Raw genomic sequence first — 25,154 nt, 5'->3', positions numbered from 1 at the left:
GGGGTAGAACTGGGGATTTTGTTAGAGATTCATCAGCCCGGTCGTCGCGGGCAAGTCGTGGAGAAGATTGAAAGACTGCACCGCCTGGCCGGATGCCCCTTTGGTCAAATTGTCTTCCGCCGAGGTCAGCACCAAGCGATTGGTTCGCTGGTCATGATGCCAACCGACATCGACAAAATTCGTCCGCGTCACATTCGCCGTATCCGCCGCCACACCCGCACCCAACAGCCGTACGAAAGGCTCGTCCTGGTAAGCGGCCTCCAATGCTGCGGTCACCTCTTCGAAGCTCCCTTTCAAGCTGGCCGTGATCGTCGAATGAATGCCCCGCGTGACCGGCACGAGATGGGGCGTGAAGGTGATCATCACCTGCTCCCCTGCCGCCAGCGAGAGCTCTTGCTCAATCTCGGAAAGATGGCGATGCTTGGGGAGGCCGTAAGCCCGCAAGGACTCGTTGACCTCCGAGAAAATGATTGGCAAAGACGCGGTGCGCCCCGCGCCAGAAACTCCGCTCAGGGAGGAAACTACTAGAGATTTAGTATCAAGCAGACCAGCCCGCAGCAAAGGCACCAGTGGCAAAATAATAGAGGTCGGGTAACAGCCGGGCGAGGCAATCAACTGGGAAGCCGCAATCTCGTCGCGATACAACTCGGGCATGCCGTAGACCGCCTTTGGCAACCACTCGGGCGCGGGGTGGGCCTGACCATAGAACTCCTCATAGACCGCAGCATCATTCAACCGAAAGTCCGCTGATAGGTCGATGACCCGCAGACCTTTTTCCAAAAGAGGGAGCGCATAATCCGCCGCCATGCCATGAGGCAGCGCCAGGAACGCAGTCTGGGCTCCCGTCGCGACCACCGCCTCCATATCCGGCATGATGAATTCGATGTCCGCCCCCTCCACTCCCTTGAAACGAGGCAATCCGGAAGAAAGAGCCTGCCCGGCATTGGCCCGCGAAGTGATGGCCGACACCTCGACCGCCGGATGGGCGAAGAGGAGCCGCAGAAGCTCGATACCAGTGTATCCAGAAGCACCAAGAACAGCTGTTTTGATTGTTTCCATAAGGGGTGAAGGGGGCGCAAGGCTGCCAGAGGAACACCGCTTTGTCATGCATCAGTTTCCGGGATTTTCACGGAAAACCCTCTCTTTCCTCCGATTGAAAAAGATTCAAATTCCCTGCTTGCCAAAGCGGTCCCGCAAAGGTTAAACCCGCCGCCGCAAGTCGGGATGTGGCGCAGTTTGGTAGCGCGCTTCGCTGGGGGTGAAGAGGCCGCAGGTTCGAATCCTGTCATCCCGACCATGCTTTCTCTCTCTAACGCCTTCTATTCGCGCCGGAGAGACTCTTGGAGACCGCCCCCGACGCAGTGCGGCAGTGGAAGTGCTTCGGAAGAACCCAGAACCCTCTTCTTTTCCATAAAAAAGCCACTAGCCCCACAGCCACCATGGTGAAAACAACTTTGCCAAGGCGAGATGGCCACTTCATCTGCATAGGGGATTAGATTTTCGGCCAGATCTAGGCTCTACCGGCCGTGTCTTGGGTGAAGAACCCCTTTTTTCCATCAATGAACCGCCGCCACTTTCTCCACACTTCCGCTTGGGCCGCCCCCACCCTGCTCTGTCGGGCCAAAACCACAGAACCGACGCAGATTCTCGGACAGGGAGACTTCCGATATCGTCAGATTCCGGGTTGGGGTGTTTTGGATAAACAGACTCCGGTTAAAAATTGCCACGGCTTGGTCGAGGACTCGCAAGGCCACATCATTCTCCTAACAGACGAGGTTCAGAACAATGTGATTGTCTACAGCCCCGATGGCAAACTGGTCTCGAAATGGGGCCACCACTTCCCCGGAGCCCATGGTCTCACCCTCGTGCAGGAAGACGGGCGTGAGGTCCTCTATCTCACCGACACTGTTCGCCACCGGGTTTTCAAGACGACTCTCGACGGTGAGATTCTTCAGGAATGGGGCCCTCCGACCGGCCCGCCCGCTATCAAAGAGGAAGATTACAAACCCTCCTGGACCCTACACGACCCGGCAAGCGGGGACTTTTACGTGTTGGATGGCTACGGCACCGACCACATCATCCACTACGATTCGGCAGGAAAAGAGAAGAAGGTCTTCGGCGGTCAGGCAGGCGGAATCACTCACTGGGGACCCCATGGCGGAATTTTCAATGACCAGAAATTGCTCATCGCCATGAGTGATCAACAACACCTCCTCGAGGTTTCAACCGATGGCACCCTCGGAAAGAAAGTCCCCCTCCCCGGTGGCAATCCGCGCCAAATTTTCAGCAAAGAGAACCACTACTTCATCGGACATCTCGCCGACAACTGGCCGGCCGACCGAAACTCGCGAGGCTTCATTTCCGTGCTCGATGCCGACTTCCGGGTCGTATCTAACATCGGAGGAACGGTCCCGAAATATGATAACAAGGACGCTCTCCAAAAAATGTCTCAGCAAGGCGAGGTCTTTCAGCATCCCCACGACTTGATTGTCGGCAACGACGACAGCCTTTACGTCGCCCAATACGCCAGCGGGAATACCTATCCCCTGAAGTTCGAGCGGGTCTAACAGTTCCCTCCGGTTGAGAAAGCCAGGCTCAGTAAAGCGAGGTGATCTCAGCAAAAGGAAGCTTCTCAATCTGCGGAACCTGACACCCCTCCGCGGGATAGCCGACGACGAGCAACACGAAGGGTTTCTCGGTCGATGGGCGCTCTAGGATTTGATTGAGAAAAGCCATCGGGCTCGGAGTATGGGTCAAGGTCGCCAATCCGGCCTGATGCAAAGCGGAGATCAACATCCCCGTCGCAATTCCCACGCTCTCCTTGGGATAGTAGGTCTTATCCTCCCGACCATCGGCCCGCAGCGATTTGTTCTTTTGAAAAATGACAATCAGCACCGGAGCTACTTCCAGAAAAGGCTTCTCCGCATCCGTCCCCAGCGGAGCCAAATCATCGAGCCATGCTTGAGGTGCCCTGGATTGATAGAACTCCCGTTCCTCTTCCTCCGCCGCTTCCCGGATTTGCCTTTTCACCTCCGCACTCTTCACGATCGCAAAGTGCCAGGGCTGGAGGTTAGCCCCATTGGGAGCTGTGCCGGCTGTCAAAATGGCGTTTTCCACCACTCCCTCCGGAATCGGATCGGGCGAAAAGTCGCGAACCGTTCGACGCGAACGCATGAGTTCGTAGAACTCCTCACTCGCCGCGAGAGCTTCTTTTTCAGTGAGCGGATTGCGAGAAAAGGGAACGAACTTCATAAGCGACTTCACAATCAATCTACTCAGAACCCCACCACTGGCGATTCGAAAGAGGAGCGAGTGACTGTTGCGGTTAGAGCAGAGAATCTCAGTCCTCTTTCATCCCTACTCCTTGTCCCGCGAAACGACTTCGCCTGGTAAGGTAGTGGTGCCGGGGCCCAGCTTGCGGCCGGGATAGAGACTGGTGTGGATCCCGGTGTGCACTCCGTCACCAATGATGGTGCCAAATTTCCGACGGCCGGTATCAATGATTTCGCCCTCCACGGCCGAGCGATGATTTTTGCCATCGTGGCGAAGGTTGGAGGTGATGGTGCCCGCTCCCAGGTTGACCTTGTTGGCCAGCACGCTGTCACCGATGTAGCTCAGGTGGCCCACGTTGGAGCCATTGCCCACGATGGTGTTTTTGAGCTCCACTGCTTGACCGATGTGGCAATTGTCTCCAATCGAGATGGGACCACGCAAATAGAGATTAGGACCGATCTTGCAGTTTTTGCCAATGACCACGAGACCTTCGACATAGACCCCAGGGAGAACCTGGGTCCCCTCGCCAACCAAGAGCCGGGCTCCTTCCGCGAGTTGGGCGGCGGTGCTTTCGGCTTGCTCACCGCGCTCGGCCCAGACTTTTTCCAAGAGCTCCTCATGCTTTTCCAAGAACTGCCAGGGATACTCGATGGCATTGAGGTCTCCTTGGGAAAGCACTCCCACCGCAATCCAGTCGGAAAGAGTCTTTCCAGCGATGGGCAGCGTGTCGAAGGCGTCGGTCAGGGGCCAGAGTTTCATATCGTGAAATAAAGGTTAGTTACTCCGGATCGTTAGGCGCCGATTTTATTCTGAACCAGTTGGACCAACTGTCCGCACCAATCCTCCATCACCGCTTGGTCGCGGGCCTCCACCATCACGCGCATTTTCTTCTCTGTGCCGGAGTAACGGACGAGCACCCGCCCGCTATCGCCCATCGCGGCTTCCGCTTTGGCAATGAGTTCATTAAGCCCGGAGATGTCTTCCAGGGCCGGCTTGTCAGTGACCGCGAGGTTGACCAGCTTTTGCGGAAAAATCTCCATGCAGTCCGCCAACTCGGCCAAGGACTGGCCAGTGGCGTTCATTTCAGCGAGAATTTGCAAGGCCCCCATGATGCCATCACCGGTGGTGGCATGCCGCGAAAAGATGACGTGGCCCGAATTCTCTCCACCCAGACAATAGCCTTTCTCTCGCATACGCTCGAGGACATTGCGGTCCCCCACGGCGGTGGTCTCAAGACCGATCCCTTGCTTCGCTAAAGCTTCCTTGAGCCCCAAGTTGGACATCACGGTTGCCACCAGGGTGTCCCCATCGAGCTGATTGCGACGCTTGAGCGCGAGGGCAGCCAGACAAAGGAGACGATCGCCATCGACCACCTTTCCCGTCGCATCAATGAGCACCAGTCGGTCGGCATCACCATCGAGACAAACCCCGAGATCCGCTCCGGTCTCGCGCACCCGCTGGGCAGCATGCTCGGGGTGAAGCGCTCCACAGTTCTCGTTAATATTGCGTCCATCGGGTTGCACCCCGAGAGAGATGACCTCCGCTCCCAACTCGTCAAAGATGAGAGGCCCCACGAAATATCCCGCGCCATGAGCACAATCGACGACGATTTTGAGCCCATTCAAGGAAGTCGAACCAATGGCGTTCTTTGCAAACTCGATATAGCGTCCCGCGGCGTCGTCGATTCGAAAGGCCTTGCCCAATTCCGTTCCCGGGATGGGCTGCTGCAGGGACTCGCCCGCGACGAGGGACTCGATGGTCGCTTCGAGTTCATCACTGAGCTTGAAACCATCAGGCCCGAAAATCTTAATTCCGTTGTCTTGAAAAGGATTGTGGGAAGCCGTCAGCATGATGCCGGCATCGCAAGCCATGGACTTGGTCAAATGCGCCACCGCAGGAGTAGGCAGCGGTCCCGTGAGAAGAACGCGGGCTCCTTCGCTCACCAACCCGGAAGTCAAGGCGGTCTCCAGCATATAGCCCGAGATGCGGGTATCTTTTCCGATCACAACCTTGTGCCGACCGGGGAGCTGGGCCTTGAGGGCTCTCGCAATCGCGCGGCCGACTCGCAGTGCCAGTTCGGGGGTAATGGGGAACTCATTCGCGGTGCCTCGGATGCCGTCAGTGCCAAACAATTTCATAAAAGGGAATGGGCTCCATACCCTGATTCGGCCCGAAGGTCACGACCGATCTGCCGCGGCTCAGACCACCAGGCTCAGGACCAGAGCCCCCAGCCACCCCACCAGCGAGATGATGACGGTAGCGACGCTCCAGGAGCGCAAAGTCTCTTTTTCGGTAATGCGCAAATAGCGGCTGATCAGCCAAAATCCGCTATCGTTGACATGACTGAGGGTGGTCGCTCCTGCCGCAATGGCCACCACCACCAAGGCGAGGTCGGCCTGCCCCATTTTCATGGGCTCCAACAAAGGGGCCATCAGGGCGGATGCGGCGATCATGGAGACCGTCGCCGAGCCCTGGGTCACGCGCACCACAGTTGCCAGCAGCCAGGCCAAGGTGATGGGCCCGATGGCGGTGCCAGCCATCTCGCGCGCCAGCGCCTCCCCCGCCCCACTATCAACCAGCACCTGCTTAAAGACTCCCCCAGCTCCGGTAACGAGAATGATGATTCCCGCTGGCCCGAGGGCTTTGGTCGCCAGATGCATCAACTCTTCCCGATCCACTCCCCGCCGCGTTCCTAACAAATACATCGACAGCAAAGTGACAATCAGGAGCGCAACAATGGGATGACCCACGAAGGCCAGAGTCTCGTGCCAAGCCGCGCGATCCACTTTGCCCAAAACGGTATCGGTGACGGCGGAGGAAACAATGAGGGCAATGGGAATTCCGATAAGTGCCAGCACCAGGCCGAAAGAAACCGGATCACCCTCCTCATCCTTTTCCTCCTCGGTGCGGGGCTCGGGAATGGCGAGGTTCATGCGCGGAACGATCCACTTGGCCCAAATCGGTCCCGCCAAAGCAGCCGCGGGCAGACCCACAATCGCGCCGAAAAGAATCACCCAACCGAGCTCGGCCCCGATATTCTGCGCCACGATAATCGGCCCCGGAGTGGGCGGGACAAAAGCGTGGGTCACCGCCATCCCGGCCAAAAGCGGAAGTCCAAAGGCGAGCATCGGTTTCTTCTGGGTCCGCGCCAGCGCGAGGAGAAGGGGCGCCAGAATCACCAGCGCGACATCAAGAAAGACGGGGATGGAAATCAAAAAGCCGGCCACCACCAGGGCCCACGAGGCGTTCTTTTCCCCGAAGGTGGCGATCATTCGCTTGGCCAAAATCTGCGCCCCTCCCGAGTGCTCTAACAAAATCCCGAAGATGGCTCCGAGCCCAATCAAGATGGACACCAGCCCCAGACTGGACCCCATCCCCGACACCACGGTGTCCGTGATCTCGCCCATCGGCATCCCAACGATGACGGCAAAGAAAAGAGCTCCCACCAACAACGCCACGAAGGCTTGCAAGCGCAGCCACAAGATGAGCCCTAGCAGAAAGACGACCGCAACAAGAACCGCGATGAAGGGATGATTGGAAAGCATGTTCCCGCCAGCTTTTCACAAAGTCAGTGGGTTAGGCGAACAGAAATCCGAGTTTCCGCTCACTTCGTCGGAACCGCTCTAACAGCTCCCACCGATATACCCCCGTCAATGAGCAAGGTCTGCCCCGTCATGTAGGCGCTGGCATCGCTCGCGAGAAAGACCAGCGCGCCATCCAAGTCGCCGGGCGCACCGGGGCGCTTGAGCGGGATGCGGTCGGTGAGGTAGTCGACCCAACCCTCGTCTTCATACATCACCTTGTTCTGCGCAGTCTTGAACCAGCCCGGCGCCAGACAATTGACCGTGATTCCGTGGGGCCCCCAGTCGTCGGCCAGGCTCATGGTCAGCTGTTTGGTGCCTCCCCGACTCGCCCCGTAGGGAGCGAGACCCGCATAACCATTCACGCAAGTCACCGAACCAATATTGATCACGCGCCCATAACCGCGCTCGACCATCCGGCGGGCACAGGCTTGAGCGACGAAGAAGACTCCGCGCAGATTCGTTTCGAGAATCAAATTCCAGTCCTCCCAAGTGACTTCCAGCGCAGGCTTGCGCACATTGCATCCCGCGTTGTTGACCAGGATATCGACTCCCCCGCTCACTTCCCAAGCCTCCGCCACGCAAGTCTCGATGCTCGACTGCTCCCGAACATCCAGGACCACAGGCCAGGCCTTTCGCCCCAAGGACTCCACTTCCGCAATGGTCTCATCGAGCGACTCGCGGGTCCGACTGGTCACTACCACATCAGCTCCCGCTTTCGCCAAAGCGATGGCAAAGCCTTTTCCCAAACCACGGCTGGCGCCAGTTACAAGTGCGACCTTTCCGGTCAAATCAAAGGGGTTCATAGAATTTCACTGGGGGTTACGAGCACTTTGAGGGCTCCTTTTCGTCCCGCTGCCGCAAAGGCCTCGGCGCCGTCGTCCAATGGATAGAGACCCGAGATCAACGGCTTGACCTGAATCGCCCCGGTCGCAATTGCCTCCAAGGCGGCGGGATACTCGCCCGCGATGGCGCACGAACCCAGGACATCCAGCTCGCGAGTGACCACTGCTTGCAAAGGCAGCGGAACCTCAGGCGACAGATTGCCGACCAAGACCAGACGGCCGCCTTTCACCACGGAATTCACTGCCAATTGAATGGTGGGCGCGATTCCCACAACTTCGAAAGCCAAGTCGAAATCACTCTTGGAAAGTTCATTAGGTAAAGCGACGTGTTCGGCACCGAGGGTCTTGGCCAAAGCGAGACGACTCTCATCCTGATCCACCGCCGTGACCGCTGCTCCCGCACTTTTAAGAGCCTGAATGACCAACAAGCCAATCAAGCCAGACCCGATCACCAATGCGGTCTTGTCCCGCACCTCCCCCGCCCGGGCAACCGCATGCAGTGCGACTCCAACGGGCTCGGCAAAGGCCGCTTCCTCGAACGAGAGCCCGACTGGCAAACGATGAACGATGCGCTGGGGAACCACTACTTTTTCAGCAAAGGCACCATCGCGCTGAAACTCCGCACAAGAGACCCCCACAACCTGCCGGTGGTCGCAAAGGTTGACCCGACCTGCCCGGCAGAAGTGGCACTCACCGCACCAGACGGTGGAGTCAAAGGTCACTCGGTCGCCCACCATCCAGCAGGAAACATCCTCTCCGATGCTTTCGATCACCCCGCTCGCCTCATGCCCCATCACCACAGGCGGAATGCGACGACCCGTGCTGCCGTCCAGCCCGTGCAGGTCGCTTCCACAGATTCCACAGGCTCGCACCGCGATGCAAACCTCACCCGCCCCGGGGACGGGTTCATCGCGCTCCCGAACGTTAAGCACCGATGGCTGAGAGAGTTCCAAGACTTTCATGAGCCCATTTGTTAGGCTATCGGGAGGAAAAGGCCAAGTCTGGGAGTAGAAAATTCCCCTCGACGCGCTCCGTCGCGGGAACGATTTCGCTGTTTGCCGGTATGGTGGGGCGAGTGGGGGCACTCGCGATCCGCGCTAACCCAGGAAACCCAGTGGGTCGAATTTCTTGCCGAGAATCGCTTGAGAGTCGGTCTTGAGCCAGCCATCTAACAGCGTGGCGTAGACTTTGCGGAAGTCGGTGGTGAACTTCAGATCGCCTTTGCTCAGATCAGTCAGGCTGGGATATTGCCCGTAGAGTCCACCCTTCACACCCCCGCCCGCAACAAAGAGACAGGAGCCCTGACCGTGGTCGGTTCCGCCACTGGCATTTTCGCCCACGCGACGGCCGAACTCGGAGAAGGTCATCACCGTGACCCGTTGATAATTTCCCTGCGCTTTCAAGTCTGCGAAAAACGATTTCAGCGCGGCATCCATCTGCCCAAGCAACTGATCGTGGCGACCAGCCTGCTGGCGATGGGTATCGAAGCCACCGTGATTGACGTAATAGACCCGGGTAGGCATGCCTCCCGCAATCATTCGCCCCACCAAGCCGAGGCTCTGCCCCAAGGGAGTGCCGGGGTAATTGGTGGAGGACTTGTGCTTGCGGGCCAGCTTGACCACTTCGTCCGAGCTCACTTGGGCATTCAGCGCCACGCGCTCCAGATAGGACGCATTGTCCTCACCTACTAGACCTCCCGTAGCTCCGACTTCCGCGATGGAATCTCCCGCTGCGGCAGCCATCTCGGACATCCCGGGTGCGTTCAAATCCGCAAAGACCTCTTCCGCCGCTTCCAGCTGATCTCCGCCGTGAATCCAACGGTAGAGCTCCGGCGCGGAGAGACTGATGCCCGAATTGCGCTCGGCCCCGAAGGACTCCGGTTGGGTCTTGCGCAGGCTGACCCCGACCATGGGATCGCTGCCCTCGCACTGATTGTCAAAGTAGCGTCCCAGCCATCCGGTATTGGATCGCGCGAGCGGATCGGCGGTCTCCCAGACCGAGGTCGAGACAAAGTGCGAGCGGTTGGGATTGGGATAACCCACCCCCTGCACAATGGCGAGATCGCCCTCGTCATAAAGCCCCGCGAGGCTCTTCAGATTGTTATTCAATCCCAGACCATCGCCAACCTTGATGAGGTCTTTCGCCTTTTTCCCCAGTGTGGGACGGGCCTTGTGGTAGTCCTCATCGCCAAAGGGAACGAGGGTATTGAGCCCGTCATTTCCCCCAGCCATTTGCAGCACCACCAGGATCTCGTCGTCCTTGCCGCTCGCGGCTTGAATAGCCAAATCGCGCGCACTGGCATCAATTTCCCCAAAGGTTCTTTGCAGGAAAAGCGGAAGAGTCCACGAGGCGGAAGCGCCCCAGATTCCAGTGCGAAGAAACTCCCGGCGGGTTTTAAAATAATCATTCATTAGCTTTGAACTACTCGATTTCAGGTCAGTTGATAGGTTGGGGTGGACATCATGAGGTGCATGAGCTCCGCCACTTCGGTGTTGGTAAAGACCACGCCCTTTTTGGCCTTGGCATAGCTTTCAAAGGCGACGCGATCTTTCTCGGAAAGGGGCGCTCCGAAGAGTCGAAAGCCCAGATTGCGAACGAGCTTGGGAATGTCTTCCCGCTCTTCGCGCGGTGCCAGCTTTTCAAAGTCCGGACGGGTCATGCCCCGCTGGAGAGCGCGACCGAGAAAGGCTGAGGCCTTGGCATTGTTCGCCATCTGACCACTCATCACCATTTTAGGGTCACCGCCTGCCCCGGTGACCAATCCGGCGAAGTGATAGCGGGTGAGCAGGGTGTTGGTATTGACCCACGCCCGGCCCCAATCCCATCCCGCCACATTGGGCGGCAGGAAAGGCAACTGTCCCAATTGTTGGAGCACTTGGAAGACCACGGCCTCAGGCACACTGCCCAGCTCCAACTGGCGATACATCATCGCGAGGAAGGAGAGCGGACTCTTAATCTGCGAATGCATGGCACGGGGCGAATAGAACTCTTCGCTTAGGAAGATCTTTCGCAGGAGCGGTTTCAATTCGTATCCCACCTTGAAGAAGCCGTTGCCGAGACGGGAGAGCAATTCCGGCTCGGGATTTTCGTAAGCAAAGAACTCCCAAATCTTCTCCGCCAGATAGTGGCCACACCGCGGATTCTCCAACAGGATCTTCACCACATCTTGCCCCTTGAAGGGGCCGGTCTGCCCCAGAATCGTCTTATCTCCCTCATCCCACAGCCGCTGCTGAAAGGACACCTTCCCAGTCAAGCGATCGACCCGGTAGCCCGTAAAGGCTCGCGCGGCTCCCTTGATATCCTCCTCGGTATAGTGCCCCTCCCCCAGGGTGAAGAGCTCCATCAACTCGCGGGCAAAGTTCTCGTTGGGTTTCTTCTTACTCGATTGCGAGGAATCGAGATAAATCATCATCGCCGGGTCCTCGGCGATGGCATGGGTCAGACGACCAAAGTTGCCCAACGCCTCTTTGCGAAAGAGAGCATTCTGTTGGTAAAGAAACTGGGGAACGCGAACCTTCTGGCTGCTGCTGGGAAAGTGGTCGTGCCAGAATAGCGCCATCTTTTCCACCAAGGGGGCATCGGTTTGAATCATGCGATTGACCCACCATCCGGTGAGCGAACGGTTCTGCTTGCGATACTCCTGCTGACGTTCGCGCTGAAGCTTTCGCCGCATCTCTTCCCGTTCTTTCACGCTTAGACCAGCGAACTGGGCGCGGTCCTGTCGGAGCTCCGCAAGCCGGTCGCCCCGCTCCTCCTTCGTCCACGCCGGGGGCGAAACCGGGGTCTTTTCCTTGGCCTCCAAGAGCCAATCGACCGCTCCGTGCCGCCCCATTTGGTGAAAATCCTCAATCACGGACGGAGTGCCCCCGAAGCCCGCCCGATTCAGCAAATGCGCCGCCTCGTAGATTGTCCAGTCGTTGGAAAGCTCAGCCATCATTCCCATTCAACCAGATAATACCCATAAAGTTGCGCCACTCTGACAAAAATTGCCCCCCGCCCTCAGAACGCACCCAGCGCTCCAATCCTCAAGTGCCAGTGCATCCTCCTGCTCCTTCGAGAAAACAGCGTCCGATACGACCCAGAGCCCCTCTCAGTCGATCTCGGTAGTTTGCTCGTTGAATCGCCGAATCTCAGCCCCAAGGTAGCGCTTGAAGAACAGCTTCGTCATCCCTCCAAAAAGCATCGATATTCCAAAAAGACCGAATCCCCCCGCAATCCAGCTCCACACTGATCCAGAGCCTTCATGAACCGTTACCAAAAGCAAACTAATCCCCGCCAAGAGTGGCAAAGAGGCGAGTAAGGTCATCCTCACCGAGCCGGCGATCAAACAAAACTTTTCATACGGCAGCCCCTCAGGATACTCCGGCGAATCGCCAAGCAACCATGCCAGGTTTCCACTCACTCTGCCCTCAGGAGTTCGGTCCTTCAGTAGTCGAACAGCAAGGACAACAGGAAGACCCAATAAAAATGTAACAACAAATCGTCCGAGTGGCGCTTCGAGAAGAGAATGCATATTGGGTTCGATTGGACCTTTATCTCATCAAGATTAATAAGACGATCTGAAAAAAGTTTAAGCTACTACCCCAAGCGAAGAGGAACTGTCCCCAAGTTACCCTAACACAACACAAATCAATTTTAATTCGGGTTCGGAAAGCTTTGTAATACTCAAATTACTTTTCTTTTTTGCGTTCTTTTTGCGCATTTTTGCGGCTTAAATTTCACAACGTTTCCTTAGCCGCCCGCCTCAAGCGGCTTTCAGAAAGGTCACTTCACCCGCACGCGGTAAAAGATGGTGTAGAGGACTGGTACAAAGATAGTCGTCAGAACCGTCGCAAACATCAGGCCGAAGACAATGGTCACCGCCATGGCTGCGAAGAAGGCATCGAAGAAGAGCGGAATCATCCCCAGCGCCGTGGTCGATGCCGCCATCGCCACAGGCATGAGACGGCTGGCAGCCGAGTCCACTACAGCATCGAAGGGCTCTTTCCCTTCCGCCAATTGGACATTGAGCTCGTCGATCATGACGACGGCATTCTTAATCAACATCCCGGACAGGCTGAGAAATCCTAACAAGGCCATAAAGGTAAAAGGTTGCCCCGTGGTGAGCAGCCCCACCGAAACTCCAATCAGCGCCAACGGCACGCAAAGCCAAACCACCAGCGGCTGGCGAATGGAGTTGAACAAGAAGATGGTCGTCAACACCATCAGGAGGGTGAATAACGGCAGGCCGGCGGCGAGGGCCTCGTTGGCATCGTTCGAGTCCTTGTATTCGCCATACCAGAGCAACTCATAACCTTCCGGCAAGGGAATGGCTTCAATTTGCGGACGCAGCTCTTGGAACAACTCGCTGGCGGGCCCCTTGATAGGGTCGGTGTAGGCGGTGATGATGGGCTTGCGGTCGAGGCGCATGCGAATCTCGTCCTCGAAGACTGTTTCCACCCCGGAGACCACCTGCCCCAGCGGAACGCGCTGACCAGCCACGGGGCTCCAGATCTGAATATTGTCCAATTGGTCGAAGTCGCTCTGCTGGTCCTCCGGCGCGCGAAGGACCACGGGGAGGAGTTGGTCGCCTTCCCGATAGACACCTACCATCACCCCCTCGAAGGCCTGGCGAATCGCATCCGAGAGTTCGCTCTTGCCAATTCCGAGCAAATTGGCCCGGTCCTCGGCCAACTGCGGGCGCAGCACCTTGACGCGCTGACGCCAGTCGTTACGAACCGATTTGCTATTGGGATGGGCGGCAAAGATCTCCTCCGCTTGCGACGACAGATTGCGCAGAACCGCGGGATCTGGTCCGGAGAATCGAGCTTGGATTTTGCCCTTTCCTCCCGGTCCCAATTCGAACTTCACCCCATAGCCGAGGGCATCAGGAAATTCCTTTTCCAAAAAGGCATCGGTGCGTGCGATCAACCCCGGAACCGAATGGGAGTCGTCGACATCGACAATGAACTGGGTATAGGCCGGATTCGGCAATTCGGGCTGATAGGTTAGCAAGAAGCGAAGCCCGCCCCGCCCGATCAACGAAGTCACGTGCTCGACCTCAGGCTGCTCCGCAAGCCACTCCTCCAATCGTCTCGATTGTTCACTATTTTCCTCGATGTGAGTCCCCTGCGGCAACCAGAAATCGACGAGATACTGGTCTCTGTTAGAGGGTGGAAAGAAGGCCTGCTTCACGAAACCAAAGCCCCACATCGAGGTCACGAAAAGTGCAAAGACGACCAACGCGGTGAGCCAGCGAAAGCGGATACAGCCGCGCAAAATCCCCTTGTAGGCTCGATAGAAACGATTGTTGAAAGGCTCACTCCGCTCTTCCCCTTCTTTCGGACACTTCACCTTGAGAAACATCACCCCCAACAGTGGCGTCACCGTGACAGCGGTGACCCAACTGAGAAACAGCGAGACACAAATCACTAGAAAGAGCGAACGGCAGAACTCCCCGGTGGCATTGTCGGTAGTCCCGATGGCCGCAAAGGCAAAGACCGCGATGGCCGTCGCCCCCAACAGAGGAAGAGCCGATTGCTTCACCACCTTGATGGCAGCATCATTGGCCTTTTGCCCCCGCTTCATCTCGACGAGCATGCCATCGACGATAACGATGGCATTGTCCACCAGCATGCCGAGCGCGATGATGAGAGCTCCCAGCGAAATCCGCTCCAGCGCCACGCCCATGGGATTTAGAATGATAAAACTTCCAATGATGGTCAGCACCAGAACTGCCCCGATGAGCAAGCCACTGCGCAGCCCCATGAAGACGAACAAGACGATGAACACAATCGCCAGCGCTTGCATCAAGCTGGAGATAAAGCCATCGATCGCTTCGGTCACGGAATCGGCCTGATGGGAGATGACTCCAACCTCAACCCCCAGCGGAATGTCTCCCTGCAACTCGGCAAGGCGCCGGTCAATGGCCTTTCCCATCGTCACCACGTTACCGCCCGACACGGTGGAGATGCCAATCCCCAAAGCCTTCTGGGAATCGAAACGCAACATCTCTCCCGGAGGATCGATATAGGCCCGATGCACTTTCGCGAGGTCACGCAGAAAGAATTGGTTGCCATCCAGAGAGAACGTAATGTCCTCAAAGTCCTCCACCGAGGTGATCTCGCCCGTGGGGTCGAGGGCGATGAACTCATCACCGATGCGAACCCGGCCCGTATCGCGCACCAGGTTTTTCTCCCGCAATTCCTGCAAGAGTGCAGCCCGGCTCAAGCCCATGCCGGCCAGACGCTCGCTTCGCGGCTCCACAACAATCGCCTCGGTGCGGTGACCATGGATTTCAACCTTCGCCACATCGTCGACTAGGAGCAGCTCGCGTTTGAGAAAGTCCGCAACTTCCTTCAACTCAGCATAGGTATACTCCTCCCCGTAGAGAGCGAGATAGATGCCATAAACGTCCCCATAGTCATCGAAGACCACCGAGGGCCCCGCTCCCGGCGGGAGGCTGGCCTGCACATCATTCACCTTTCGGCGAAGCTCGTCCCAAACCTGTGGCAAGGTCTCGCGGTCATACTGCTCGCGAATACTCACCGTGACGGTTGAAAGACCCCGCTCCGAGCGCGACAAAATCTCATCAAGCTGCCCCATCTGCTGGATCGCGGTCTCGACCTCATCAGTCACTTCCTCCTCCACCTCCTTGGGCGAAGCCCCGGGATAAGGAGTCACCACCAGGGCGTCCTTGATCGTAAACTCCGGATCCTCCAAGCGGCTCATGTCCTGATAATTGATCAGGCCGCCGAGGAGCAGCACTGCCGCCAACACCAGCGTGGTGGTCTTGCGACGGAGAAAAAATTCAGCAATATTCATAGCGAAAAAGCATGTTTGTTTTGAGTGCCAAGCGCAGGACTACTGTTCCTTCCAGACCCGCACTTCATCGCCCTCACTCAAGCGATGCACCCCGGAGGTCACCACGATATCACCGTCCTTCAACGGACCACTGACCACCATCTGGCCCTCGACGATTGCCCCGGGCGTCACCTCCACTCCGGCCACCAGCGAGGTCTCCGGGTCCAACCTCCAAACCCGCGACTGCCCATCTTCCCGCGAAAACACCGCACCGAGAGGAACGGGAAAACCGACCGAACCCGAAACCGTGTTAGCCGGAATCGCCGCCCGCACTTTCGCAGTCATTCCCGGCTGGAGAAGGGAGTCCTCCCCGGGACTGAAGACTAGAGTGGCTTCGTAGGTTCTCGTCACGGGGTCTGCCCTCTCGGAAAATTCACTGAAACGCGCGGGGAACTCCTGCCCCGGCAAAGAGCTCACCACCACCACGGGATTGGTGCTGGCGACCTTTTCCGCATCTGTTTCCCCTGGCACCGGCACGGTGAGCATCTGCTCCGGAACCTGAATCGCAACCTCCAGCTCCGAGGTATCTTGAATCAGTAAAATCTCCTGCTTTGCGGTCACATTCGCGAAATCCTCCACCCGAATCTCCGCCACTTGCCCGTCGAAGTCCGCTACCATGACCGTGTCTTGAAGCGCCTTTTTCGCCCGCTCAAAGTTCGCCCGCGCGGTCAGTAGATCGCGCTCCGCCAAATCCACCTCCTGCTGCGAGATCGCCTTTTTCTCAATCAGAGCTCGAAAGCGTTCGGTCACACTTTGGGCCGCCTCGTAGCTCGCCCGCGCAGAGTCGCGGGCAGATTGAAAGTCTCTCGCATCCAGCTTGGCGAGCACCTCCCCCTTCTGGACCTCCTGCCCCTCCTTCACCGGCAACTCGACAATGCGTCCCGTGACCTCGAAGGCTTTCCAAGCTTTTTGGACGGGTTCAATGCGACCGGGAAATTCAACCACCTTCGGTAGACCTCCCTCATGAACGACCGCGACCTTCACCGGTCGTGGCGTCTTCTCCACCGCCGTCTCTTGCTCCTCCTGACAAGAAAGAAGAAGCAACGATAGCGGCATCACCAGCAGGCCCAGGGTGCGGGAGGCCGGAATCGAATTTGGGAAAAGAGAGCTCACTTTCATAATCGAGTAGGATGTGGGTTTTGAGGAAAAGGTAGGTGCCCTGCGGAATCTTCCTCGAGCGACGTCCGCCTCCTGACGTTTTTTGTAAATTTGTCAGCGACGAACAATTGACAAATTTACCAATTTTGTCAAACTGTTTTCAGTGACCCCCGAAACCGAGAAACAGAATCAGGTTCTGGATGCTGCCCTTGAGGTCTTCCTCCGTTATGGATTCAAGAAAGCCACCATGGGCGACATCGCCGATAAGGCCGGGATGTCACGCCCCTCCCTCTATCTGGTTTTCGCCAACAAGGAGGACATCTTCCGCGCCGTCATCACCCGGAAAGAGGAAGAATTTTGTCAGGAAACGGATAGAAAATTTCTCCAATGCTGCGGGCTTCGGGAGCGCCTCACCGCCGTGCTGGAAACCTGGATTCTGGAGCCTTTCACATTAGTCAGCGCCAGTCCGCAAGCAGAAGAAATCCTGGAATTCGCCTACACCTTCGCCCCCGACCTCCGCAAACAAATGCTAGAAAGCATGGAGAGCAAACTCCTCGAAGCAATGTCCGTGGACTCGCAAGGCATCTCTAGCAAGGACCGTGAACTGAGCCGCACAGTCCTCGCTCGCTTGATTGCAGTCTCAACCATCGAGATGAAGCATTCAATCACCCTTCCCTCAGAGCTGCAGCAACTTCTCGAAGCCACCGTAGAGGTCCACGCCTCCTACCTCGAAAATCGGGACTATCACGGCTCATAAAAGTTTATTCGCCAGCCTTCTTCTTTCTAGAAAAAAAGCAGGTAGCCAGCCAAAGGCTCCCCACCCCATTGGCGATCTTCAGTCACTTCAGAGTGCTTCTTCCTTGAGGGATGATGACTTTTAAGATTCGCTGAGAGCTAGTCGTTTATTCTGTGGCTCATCCACTCGATCATTTCATGGGCAATTTTACCCGTTGGTGGAGTGTTCCTGATGGCCGAGTAGTTTTCGGCTAACAAACCATTGAATCCATGAACCTAAAAAGCTTAAAGTGGCTGATTGCTGGAGGGCTCGTATCGGCGCCCCTGCTCCATGCCCAAATCACCTACGTCGATGCCGATCTGACCAATACCCTCGTCGGCGGAGACGTGCCCGTCCCGGGAGGGAACATCACCTCCCCGGCTCGCCCCTCAGGCGACAATCAATGGGGTTACGACAATGACTCCAACTTTGCCAACCCTACTCCCTCTGACGGCGCTGTTTGGGCGGGTGGCACGACTGAAACTGGACTCCCCGAGCTCACAACGACCCTGACCGGCCTGGTCCCTTCCGGCCTCTACGAAGTCTATTCCTTTGGTTGGACCGCCGGGACAATATGGGACATGAGCGCAGGCTTGGAGTCAGGAAACCTGACCCAATTCCGCAATGGTCCCGCCGGGCGTTTCTTTCCCCTCGGCGACCTGACTGCCGATGCCTCACCCAATCCATCAACTAGTAGCGAGGTGACCATCAATGGGGTTACTTATTCCTTTTCGGCTCCCCTCGAGACCTCTGAGGACAATCGTGACCTCTACATGTGCGTGCTTGGATTGACCTTTGCCGATGGCTCGGGAAACGTTCCGGTCTACATCAACACCTACGACGGAGGCGGTCGGACTTGGTATGATGGCGTCGGATACCGCCAAGTCACTTCCGTCCCGGTAACCCCCTCTTCCGCTACCGTTACTCTTGGCGAAAGCGTGACCTTCGATGCCACCATCGTCACGTCTGCGTCACTTTCCTACCAATGGCAAAAGAACGGTACCGACCTACCAGGGCAAACCAACTCGACTCTTACCATCTCCGCAGCAGATGACGACGACATCGCCAACTACTCGGCCGTCATCTCTCATTCGGGTGGAACAATCTCCACTAGCGCCGCATCTCTTTCGGTGACAGTTCCCGCCGTTACTCCCTCCCAGCAAGTTGGATTGCAAGGGACCTCCGCCAGCTTCTCCATCGCGATGCCTGCCACCCAGACCTACACCTATCAGTGGCGGAAGGACGGAACCCCTATCGCAGGAGCCACCGCGGACACCCTCGTGATTGAGAACATTGCGACCGGAGACGCTGGCAACTACGATGTCTTGGTCAGCCTCGCGGGGAATGCCGTGGCCTCCTCTGCCGGTGGCCAACTCGTTGTCCCTGCGCTACCAAGCAGCGATTACCCCGACACCATCCTCGCCGACTTTCCCGTCGCATACCTCCGTCTGGGAGAAGGCAGTGGAGCCACGGAAGCTCTCGACGAAACCACCCCGCAGAACAATTTCCCCATTGGTCAAGATACCGTGCTGGAGACCCAAGGAGCCATTCTCGGTTCTTCTAACACCGCCATGACATTCGATGCCGCGGGAGACTCTGCACTTTGGCCCACTTCATTTGATGCCGACCTCAACCCTGCAGTATTTTCAGTAGAATTTTGGGCCAAGCCGACCGGCGGCACCGGAGTTCGCACCGTCTTTGGTTCTCGCGTTTTCGAAACTACGGAAAATATCACAGGCTACGAAGTCGGCCTCGATTCAGCTGGTCGTTGGGCCTTCCAAACCGGACAGGGTGATCTGACCGGAACTGGTTCCAATGCTTGGAATACGCTCACTGGACCGACAGCCGCGACGAACCTTTGGAGTCACGTCGTAGCCACTTGCGACGGCACCCAAATGGAACTTTATGTCAATGGTTTGTTAGCCGGAACCCTCCCCATCACCAATTTTGTCCCGCAAACATCTTGGGAAAGCCGCATTGGTGCGGGAGCCAACGAGGAGGCCACTCCGGGAGACCTCTTTACCGGAGATATCGATGAGGTCGCCTTCTACGGTTCAGTCCTGTCTGGCAGTCAAGTGCTCGCGCATTATGTTGCAGCCTTTGATCCCACCGCCTTGCCAAGAGTGGCAGAGCGCCCAACTACTCAGACGACCTTAATCGGTGAAAGCACAACCCTCACGGTCTCTGCTGAATCCGGTGCGGCCCTCTCCTACCAGTGGCGCAAAAACGGAGTCGACATTCCTGGGGCCAATAGCGCGACCCTCACCTTCAGCTCAGTCGCTGTGTCCGATGCCGGCGACTACGACGTTATCGTTAGCAATACCAATGGCTCGGTCACCAGCAATGCGACCACCCTCGTCCCTCTCCAGGATTACTTGGGAACGGTCGTCATCCCCGATGAGAACAACACTGTTCTAGTGGAAGATGATACCATCACATGGTTCGCCACCACGGAAGCAAGCTCGCATTCCAATGGCCTCTGGTTCCAACGGGGAGTCTTCGGTATTCTGCCTTCCATCAGCCCCTACGGTTACCAGACCACGGCGGCTACTCTGGGCTCGGATACTGGCGGAACAGAGCTCCAAACCACCATCACCGGCCTCACACCCAATACTGATTACGCAGTCTGGACTCTTTTAAGCTATAAGCCCGGCTTCTCGACTGGCCTTCAGGCCGCCTTTGCCGGCGAAGACATGGAACCCATCCTCATCGCAGAGATGCTCGATACCGGACTGGGCTCGGTGGCTCTTCCCGGTAGCGGAGGCGACACTTGGAATATTCTCCACGGCCTACTGGGGGTAAAAACTTCCGACAGCAATGGTGAGATCAAAGTCAATGTCGACTATCTCCCCGGCAGCGGTCGCACGGTTTACAATGGCCTAGGATATCAGCTGGCGGTCCCCGCCGCCTCCGCACCACTCTTCACCATTGCTCCCCGTGATGCATCCGTCCTCTATGGAAACGATGTCACCTTCTCCGCCTCCGCCAGCTCGGTTGAAGCGATTACTTATCAATGGCAGAAAGATGGAGTCGATATTCCGGGAGCCACCGCCTCGACCTTCTCCCTGACGGAAGTCGATGAAACAGATGCCGGAGTCTACACCGTGGTGGCGACCAACTCCCAAGGTTCAACAACCAGCACCGGGGCATCCTTGGTGACGGTTCTAGATTACATCGGCACCTTCGTCTTCCCCGACAGTTCCAATACCGTCTTGACCCGCAATAACAGCAGCACTTTCTTCTCGAACGATCAGGCGACTGCTGAGACAGACGGACTGTGGACCGAAATCACGGACGCAATCGTGCCCGGCCTCTCCACTGCGAGCTACCTGTCCTATCGCGAAAACGAGAACGTCTCCGATGTCGACAACGAGCTCCGCACCACGATCTCCGGACTGACTCCCGGCGAAAAGTATGCGGTTTGGCTTCTCTTCGGCTTTCAAGACGGAGGCGATCGCATTAGCGCCGGACTCGACGGAAATGCGCTCATCACATTCGAGGAAACCCTAGCCTCCGACACCGGCCTGAACACCGGGGCCACCGGAACACTCGACATCTTCCATGGTCTCCTCGGTGTGCGAGAAGCAGATTCCAATGGTGAGATCAGCGCCTTAATTGACTTCAATGGCCTGAACCGATCCTTCTACTTGGGACTAGGCTATCAGACTGCAATCTTGAGCGTCGTCCCCGATGTCACCATCGACATCGAGACCATCGGCGGAGTCCCCACCATCACTTGGCCCTCGGGCACCCTTCATCAGAACGAGGACTTGAGCAATCCCACCGGCTGGACTCCTGTCCCTGGCGCAGTATCCCCCTATCAAGTGCCTACCAGCAGCCCCGCAAACTTCTTCCGCGTAGTGCGGTAGCCGGGATCACATCTCAAACTTCAAGAAATCAAGGGGAGCTGCGGCTCCCTTTTTCTTATGTAAAGGAGCGAGCTTGGCACCCGCTCTCGAACCGCGATAACTCCCTCCGGCCTCATCGGGAACAATTCCACTTTCCCACGATTTCAAAATTGGGCGGTTAAAAGTTCATCCCCGCCCCTCACAATGCTGAATAGTCACTCAGACGAGCCAAGACCGGAAAACTCCCCAATCACAAGCCTCCGTTTTGGCCCACCCTCCGAATAAAGCTCCAACAAAGCATGGGGGGCCACACCAAAGCCAATCAGGAATCTACAAAAATCCCTCAGCTCGCACTCATCAAGCTCCCGAACGACGTCGATATCAACGTTCCATCCACGATTGCCAGCTCCACCGCCGGTCACTTCGGCATTACTACCCAGATACTCCTCCACAGCATCTTCCAGCACGTCTCTCCCATACCCAAGGAACGTCGAACAACTGAGAAATATCTCCATTTCAATTCAAGTACCACAACACGCTACAACCATTTCAACGAGCTCTACAGCCCAACTCCCAACACCTCATCAATCCACCACCTCGCCAGCGCGGTCGGATTTGTGGTGCTGCTGCTTGTTCGACCACTATATCCAGCCTTGTTTGTTCAAGAATGCAAACCATGCGTCTTCTGCTAAGTCTGCCGATTCTCCATATAACATGCCAAAGTTCTGACCAAACACAACAAGGCTAAGAAACTCTGAAAATGAATCTGCTATTTGGCGTGACTCTCCCTTAACTGACTTACCGAATCCAACATGCACTGTTCCATCGATGGACAGCAGCAAGGGGTCTCCCCCTGCGTTGTGACCAAAGACATACCATTCAGACTTCGGATACTCCTCTTTATAGACTTCCCCATTATTGAAGTGTAAAAATTCAGATTCACCAACACAGTAGAACACGCACTGGACTAAATCGGCTCCGTCCGTAACTTCTAGAAATCGCAGGTAATCCTTTGGGATGAAGCCGAATTCGGCTGTCAACATAGCAAGATCCTTTTCGCAGGCTCCCCCACTCGGGTTCAAGTAGAAGTCTGCTCCTATATCTTCAGCGTCGACATCTTAATTTTCGATAATACTCGCCGTCACCTTGAGCTTACTTTCCCATGAAATCATTTTAGTCGTACGTCTAGCACACACAATCTGACCCGTGAAGCCAAAATGCATCCGGACAGCCAACAATCCCGACCGAAGAAGCAAAACTTCCGAGTTGGCCACGCGCTGGGTCAGATTTGGGTGCTGCGAATTGTTCGACAAGTTGACAGCAATGCAACCTCACTGAAGACTACTAGAAGCTAAATCTTCAGCACAACTAATACCGGATTCCCATTCTCGTCAGCCACAACAACATAACGGTCGATCCCCTTTAGCAGTTCTGCCTTGAATTCGAACGAAGTGGCACTCTTGTGCGTTGAATTCTCCCTACTTCGCGGCTCAACAGTAAGAGTTCGCAAACCCGGCTCTATCATCGCCACCGGAACTACAGTTAGAAAAGCACCATGCTTTCGTCGCTCGACAGGCTTTCCATCCACCAACAGAATACGGAAATCTCTTCCTACCACAGCGTCCTCGACTGGAATCCGACTATCTTGAAGCTTCACACCGATAAGCGCCCCAAAAAAGCACGCGACTACTAGCGGTATAAACCTCAACAACTTCTTCATTTTACTCGAACGTCTCAGCACACCCAATCCGACCGAATCAGCGCGCTTTCAACAGTTCTACCACCTTCCCTCCTCCCGTCAACCTCCGACTCGCCAGCGCGGTCGGATTTGTGGTACTGCGCATTGTTCGGCCCTAGTTCGTGCTGCTAGTCAGACGCCGACTGCTGAAACGGCCGAAAGCCATGAGAAAGCAAGCGAAATGAGTACACACACAACCAGTAAAACTGAGTTTATTTTTACTAGGCGGACACTACTTCGCCGATTCTCACTTCCTCCAAAGAGCCTTGCTACCAACGACAGAAAAATTAGCAACGGAGTGCCATAGAGTCCCAGAAAATAGAGTAATTTGGTAACCTCTCCTGCCTGTTCAACAAAACTCAAAGGGAGAAGGATTGAGGTCAAGCAAGCCAACGTGCAAAGAATATCAGGAAATGGCTTACCGAAATCACTCTTGATTACAAGTGCTAGAGAACCTGCGATTACCAACCCGGAGAGCGCGAAACATGGTAGCAGGATAAAGATATGCACAAGTTTTCAGCCGAACGTTCCAGATGACATGGGGCTGCTAGCAACGCGCGGAACGCGCTGCTATTGTTGAGACGTCAAAACCAAACAACAAAAACAACCACCATGTCGAAGACTACAAAATCAGAAACTGCCCCAAAAGCCAAAGTCATTTATCTCGGAATCGATGCTCACCTCGACAAATACGTCGTCGTTCGACAAGTCGACGGACTCTCCCCCCAGCCCGCGCAAACCTTCCGCAGCGAAAACTCCCTGCTCCAGTGGGTCGCCAAGCAACAAAAGGCCGCTCACGACGTCGTCGCTTGTTATGAAGCCGGCCCTCTCGGATTCGTCCTCTATCGACAACTCCATGCCATGGGAGTGACCTGCCATGTCGTCGCCGCCAAGCGCTGGTCTGAAAACGAAGACCGCGTCAAAACCGACAAGCGCGACGCCAGAATCCTCTGCCAACGGGTCGAAAGCTACCACCGCGGCAATCACACCGTCCTCAACGTCCTGCGTGTTCCCACCGAAGAAGAAGAGCGTCGCCGTGCCCTCGGACGGCAACGCGAAGCCTTCAAAAAAGAACTCCAAAGCAACGCCCAACGCGGCCGCGGACAAGCCCTCCTCTGGGCTGTTCGCTTGAAGGGACAATGGTGGAAGGGCAACCTCTGGGAAAGCACTCAAAAGCAAGAACCCGAACTCCTCGCCCTCCTCATCCCCTTGCGCGAAATCATCCTCACCATCGAGACCCAACTCAAAACCCTTACCCGCCAGCTCGAAGAAGAATCCATCGCCGAAAACTTGCGACCCAAAGGCCTCGGCGCACTCACCTGGCGCATGGTTCAAGGTGAGGTCTGCGACTTCACCCGCTTCAACAACCGGGGACAAGTCGCCAGCTACACCGGCCTTTGCCCCAGTGAATCCAGTAGCGGAGGCAGCCGCCGCCTGGGTTCGGTCAACAAACACGGCAACCGACTCCTGCGCAACTACCTCGTCGAAGCCACCTGGCGACTCATCCGCTGGCAACCCGATTGGTATGCTTGGAAAAAATGGCAAGCCGAATACCAACAAGCCAGTGGAGGCAGACGCAAACAAATCGTCGTCGCCCTGGCACGCATCCTAGCCGTCGACCTCTGGCGAATCGCCACCAAACAAACCACCCTTGAAAACCTCGGACTACAACCAGCCAATCCCGCGTGAGAAACGCGGCCCACTCCAGCCAAGGCTCAACCTGAGGGCTACCCGCCCCAGACCCCGGCAAGCTGACGCCAGCTTGACCGCGCCCACCTCCCTTTTTTCATCTCAACCACGACACGAACAAAAGAACGAAGCCAAATTTTTAGAAACCTTCAGGTTATCATCCTTAACCACCAAGTTTGAGTTGTTGGAAGGCGTTCGCAGGTGTGCTTGGTTATCCAGTGCCGCTTTCCAGAATGAGCCCTTCCTTCATCTCTCTGACAGTCATCGCATAAGACACCTTGAGCTTGCGTCATTGCGCGTAACGCCCGGATAGCAGTTTGGACCGCCAGAAAAGGCACGTTCACCAAGTCGGAGGAACATCTCTTTAATCTTTCAAACCTCACCAACTAAAAAACCGAGAAAACACACTCGACAATAAAAGCCTCATAGCAGCACACCCAATCCGACCGACTCAGCGCGCTTTCA

The 25,154-nt window shown here is 56.4% G+C and carries 19 protein-coding genes and 1 tRNA gene; 6 read left to right on the top strand and 14 right to left on the bottom strand.

Annotation, left to right across the window (positions count from 1 at the left end):
- Positions 1-21: 21 nt before the first annotated feature.
- Positions 22-1,059 carry an N-acetyl-gamma-glutamyl-phosphate reductase gene (gene argC, locus IE099_RS07045; protein WP_189568859.1) on the bottom strand — a complete coding sequence of 346 codons (1,038 nt, stop codon included), beginning with the start codon at positions 1,057-1,059 and terminating at the stop codon, positions 22-24.
- Positions 1,060-1,220: 161 nt separating this feature from the next.
- On the opposite strand from argC, the gene IE099_RS07040 reads away from it, so the two are divergent.
- Both IE099_RS07040 and IE099_RS07035 read left to right on the top strand, forming a co-directional pair.
- Positions 1,221-1,297 (top strand) — tRNA-Pro (locus IE099_RS07040).
- Between the two features lie 262 nt (positions 1,298-1,559).
- Entirely contained in the window at positions 1,560-2,567 is a 1,008-nt protein-coding gene (locus IE099_RS07035) for an NHL repeat-containing protein (RefSeq protein WP_189568856.1), read from the top strand.
- A 28-nt stretch (positions 2,568-2,595) separates the two neighbouring features.
- On the opposite strand, the gene IE099_RS07030 is transcribed toward IE099_RS07035, so the two are convergent.
- From IE099_RS07030 to IE099_RS06980, 11 genes are all read right to left on the bottom strand, one after another.
- Positions 2,596-3,252: a nitroreductase family protein gene (locus IE099_RS07030; protein WP_189568854.1), complete on the bottom strand. Its 657-nt coding sequence runs from the start codon at positions 3,250-3,252 to the stop codon at positions 2,596-2,598.
- Between the two features lie 105 nt (positions 3,253-3,357).
- On the bottom strand, positions 3,358-4,032 hold the full coding sequence (locus IE099_RS07025) for a hypothetical protein (protein WP_189568851.1): 675 nt from the start codon (positions 4,030-4,032) through the stop codon (positions 3,358-3,360).
- Positions 4,033-4,064: 32 nt separating this feature from the next.
- The gene (gene glmM, locus IE099_RS07020; RefSeq protein ID WP_189568848.1) at positions 4,065-5,411 is read right to left on the bottom strand and encodes a phosphoglucosamine mutase; all 1,347 of its coding nucleotides are present in this window, start codon (positions 5,409-5,411) and stop codon (positions 4,065-4,067) included.
- A 60-nt stretch (positions 5,412-5,471) separates the two neighbouring features.
- Positions 5,472-6,818 carry a GntP family permease gene (locus IE099_RS07015; protein ID WP_189568845.1) on the bottom strand — a complete coding sequence of 449 codons (1,347 nt, stop codon included), beginning with the start codon at positions 6,816-6,818 and terminating at the stop codon, positions 5,472-5,474.
- Positions 6,819-6,877: 59 nt separating this feature from the next.
- Positions 6,878-7,660, bottom strand: coding sequence for an SDR family NAD(P)-dependent oxidoreductase (locus IE099_RS07010; protein WP_189568842.1), 783 nt, complete (start codon positions 7,658-7,660; stop codon positions 6,878-6,880).
- Entirely contained in the window at positions 7,657-8,661 is a 1,005-nt protein-coding gene (locus tag IE099_RS07005) for a zinc-dependent alcohol dehydrogenase (RefSeq protein ID WP_189568839.1), read from the bottom strand. Before IE099_RS07005 ends, IE099_RS07010 begins: the two co-directional genes overlap by 4 nt.
- 135 nt (positions 8,662-8,796) lie before the next feature.
- Entirely contained in the window at positions 8,797-10,110 is a 1,314-nt protein-coding gene (locus IE099_RS07000) for a DUF1501 domain-containing protein (protein ID WP_189568836.1), read from the bottom strand.
- 20 nt (positions 10,111-10,130) lie between these two features.
- Positions 10,131-11,633, bottom strand: coding sequence for a DUF1800 domain-containing protein (locus tag IE099_RS06995; RefSeq protein ID WP_189568833.1), 1,503 nt, complete (start codon positions 11,631-11,633; stop codon positions 10,131-10,133).
- Positions 11,634-11,789: 156 nt separating this feature from the next.
- On the bottom strand, positions 11,790-12,101 hold the full coding sequence (locus IE099_RS06990) for a hypothetical protein (protein ID WP_189568828.1): 312 nt from the start codon (positions 12,099-12,101) through the stop codon (positions 11,790-11,792).
- 362 nt (positions 12,102-12,463) lie between these two features.
- Entirely contained in the window at positions 12,464-15,502 is a 3,039-nt protein-coding gene (locus IE099_RS06985) for an efflux RND transporter permease subunit (protein ID WP_189568825.1), read from the bottom strand.
- Positions 15,503-15,541: 39 nt separating this feature from the next.
- A complete protein-coding gene (locus IE099_RS06980) occupies positions 15,542-16,660 on the bottom strand; it encodes an efflux RND transporter periplasmic adaptor subunit (RefSeq protein WP_189568822.1) in 1,119 nt (372 codons plus the stop codon).
- 142 nt (positions 16,661-16,802) lie between these two features.
- Between IE099_RS06980 and IE099_RS06975 the strand changes: the two genes are divergently transcribed.
- Together IE099_RS06975 and IE099_RS06970 are read left to right on the top strand one after the other, a co-directional pair.
- On the top strand, positions 16,803-17,396 hold the full coding sequence (locus tag IE099_RS06975) for a TetR/AcrR family transcriptional regulator (protein WP_189568820.1): 594 nt from the start codon (positions 16,803-16,805) through the stop codon (positions 17,394-17,396).
- A gap of 248 nt (positions 17,397-17,644) precedes the next feature.
- The gene (locus IE099_RS06970) at positions 17,645-21,283 is read left to right on the top strand and encodes an immunoglobulin domain-containing protein (RefSeq protein WP_189568817.1); all 3,639 of its coding nucleotides are present in this window, start codon (positions 17,645-17,647) and stop codon (positions 21,281-21,283) included.
- A 194-nt stretch (positions 21,284-21,477) separates the two neighbouring features.
- Here the strand turns inward: IE099_RS06970 and IE099_RS06965 are convergent, their stop codons facing one another.
- Positions 21,478-21,777, bottom strand: a complete 300-nt coding sequence (locus IE099_RS06965) for a hypothetical protein (protein WP_189568814.1) — start codon at positions 21,775-21,777, stop codon at positions 21,478-21,480.
- 126 nt (positions 21,778-21,903) lie between these two features.
- On the bottom strand, positions 21,904-22,344 hold the full coding sequence (locus tag IE099_RS06960) for an SMI1/KNR4 family protein (RefSeq protein WP_268244905.1): 441 nt from the start codon (positions 22,342-22,344) through the stop codon (positions 21,904-21,906).
- A gap of 473 nt (positions 22,345-22,817) precedes the next feature.
- Between IE099_RS06960 and IE099_RS06955 the strand changes: the two genes are divergently transcribed.
- On the top strand, positions 22,818-22,955 hold the full coding sequence (locus tag IE099_RS06955; RefSeq protein WP_189568808.1) for a hypothetical protein: 138 nt from the start codon (positions 22,818-22,820) through the stop codon (positions 22,953-22,955).
- Positions 22,956-23,612: 657 nt separating this feature from the next.
- Entirely contained in the window at positions 23,613-24,689 is a 1,077-nt protein-coding gene (locus tag IE099_RS06950; RefSeq protein WP_189568805.1) for an IS110 family RNA-guided transposase, read from the top strand.
- The last annotated feature ends 465 nt before the right edge of the window (positions 24,690-25,154 follow it).

The organism is Roseibacillus persicicus (assembly GCF_014651675.1).
GTDB lineage: Bacteria > Verrucomicrobiota > Verrucomicrobiia > Verrucomicrobiales > Akkermansiaceae > Roseibacillus > Roseibacillus persicicus.
This window is presented reverse-complemented; position numbering and strand designations above follow the sequence as displayed.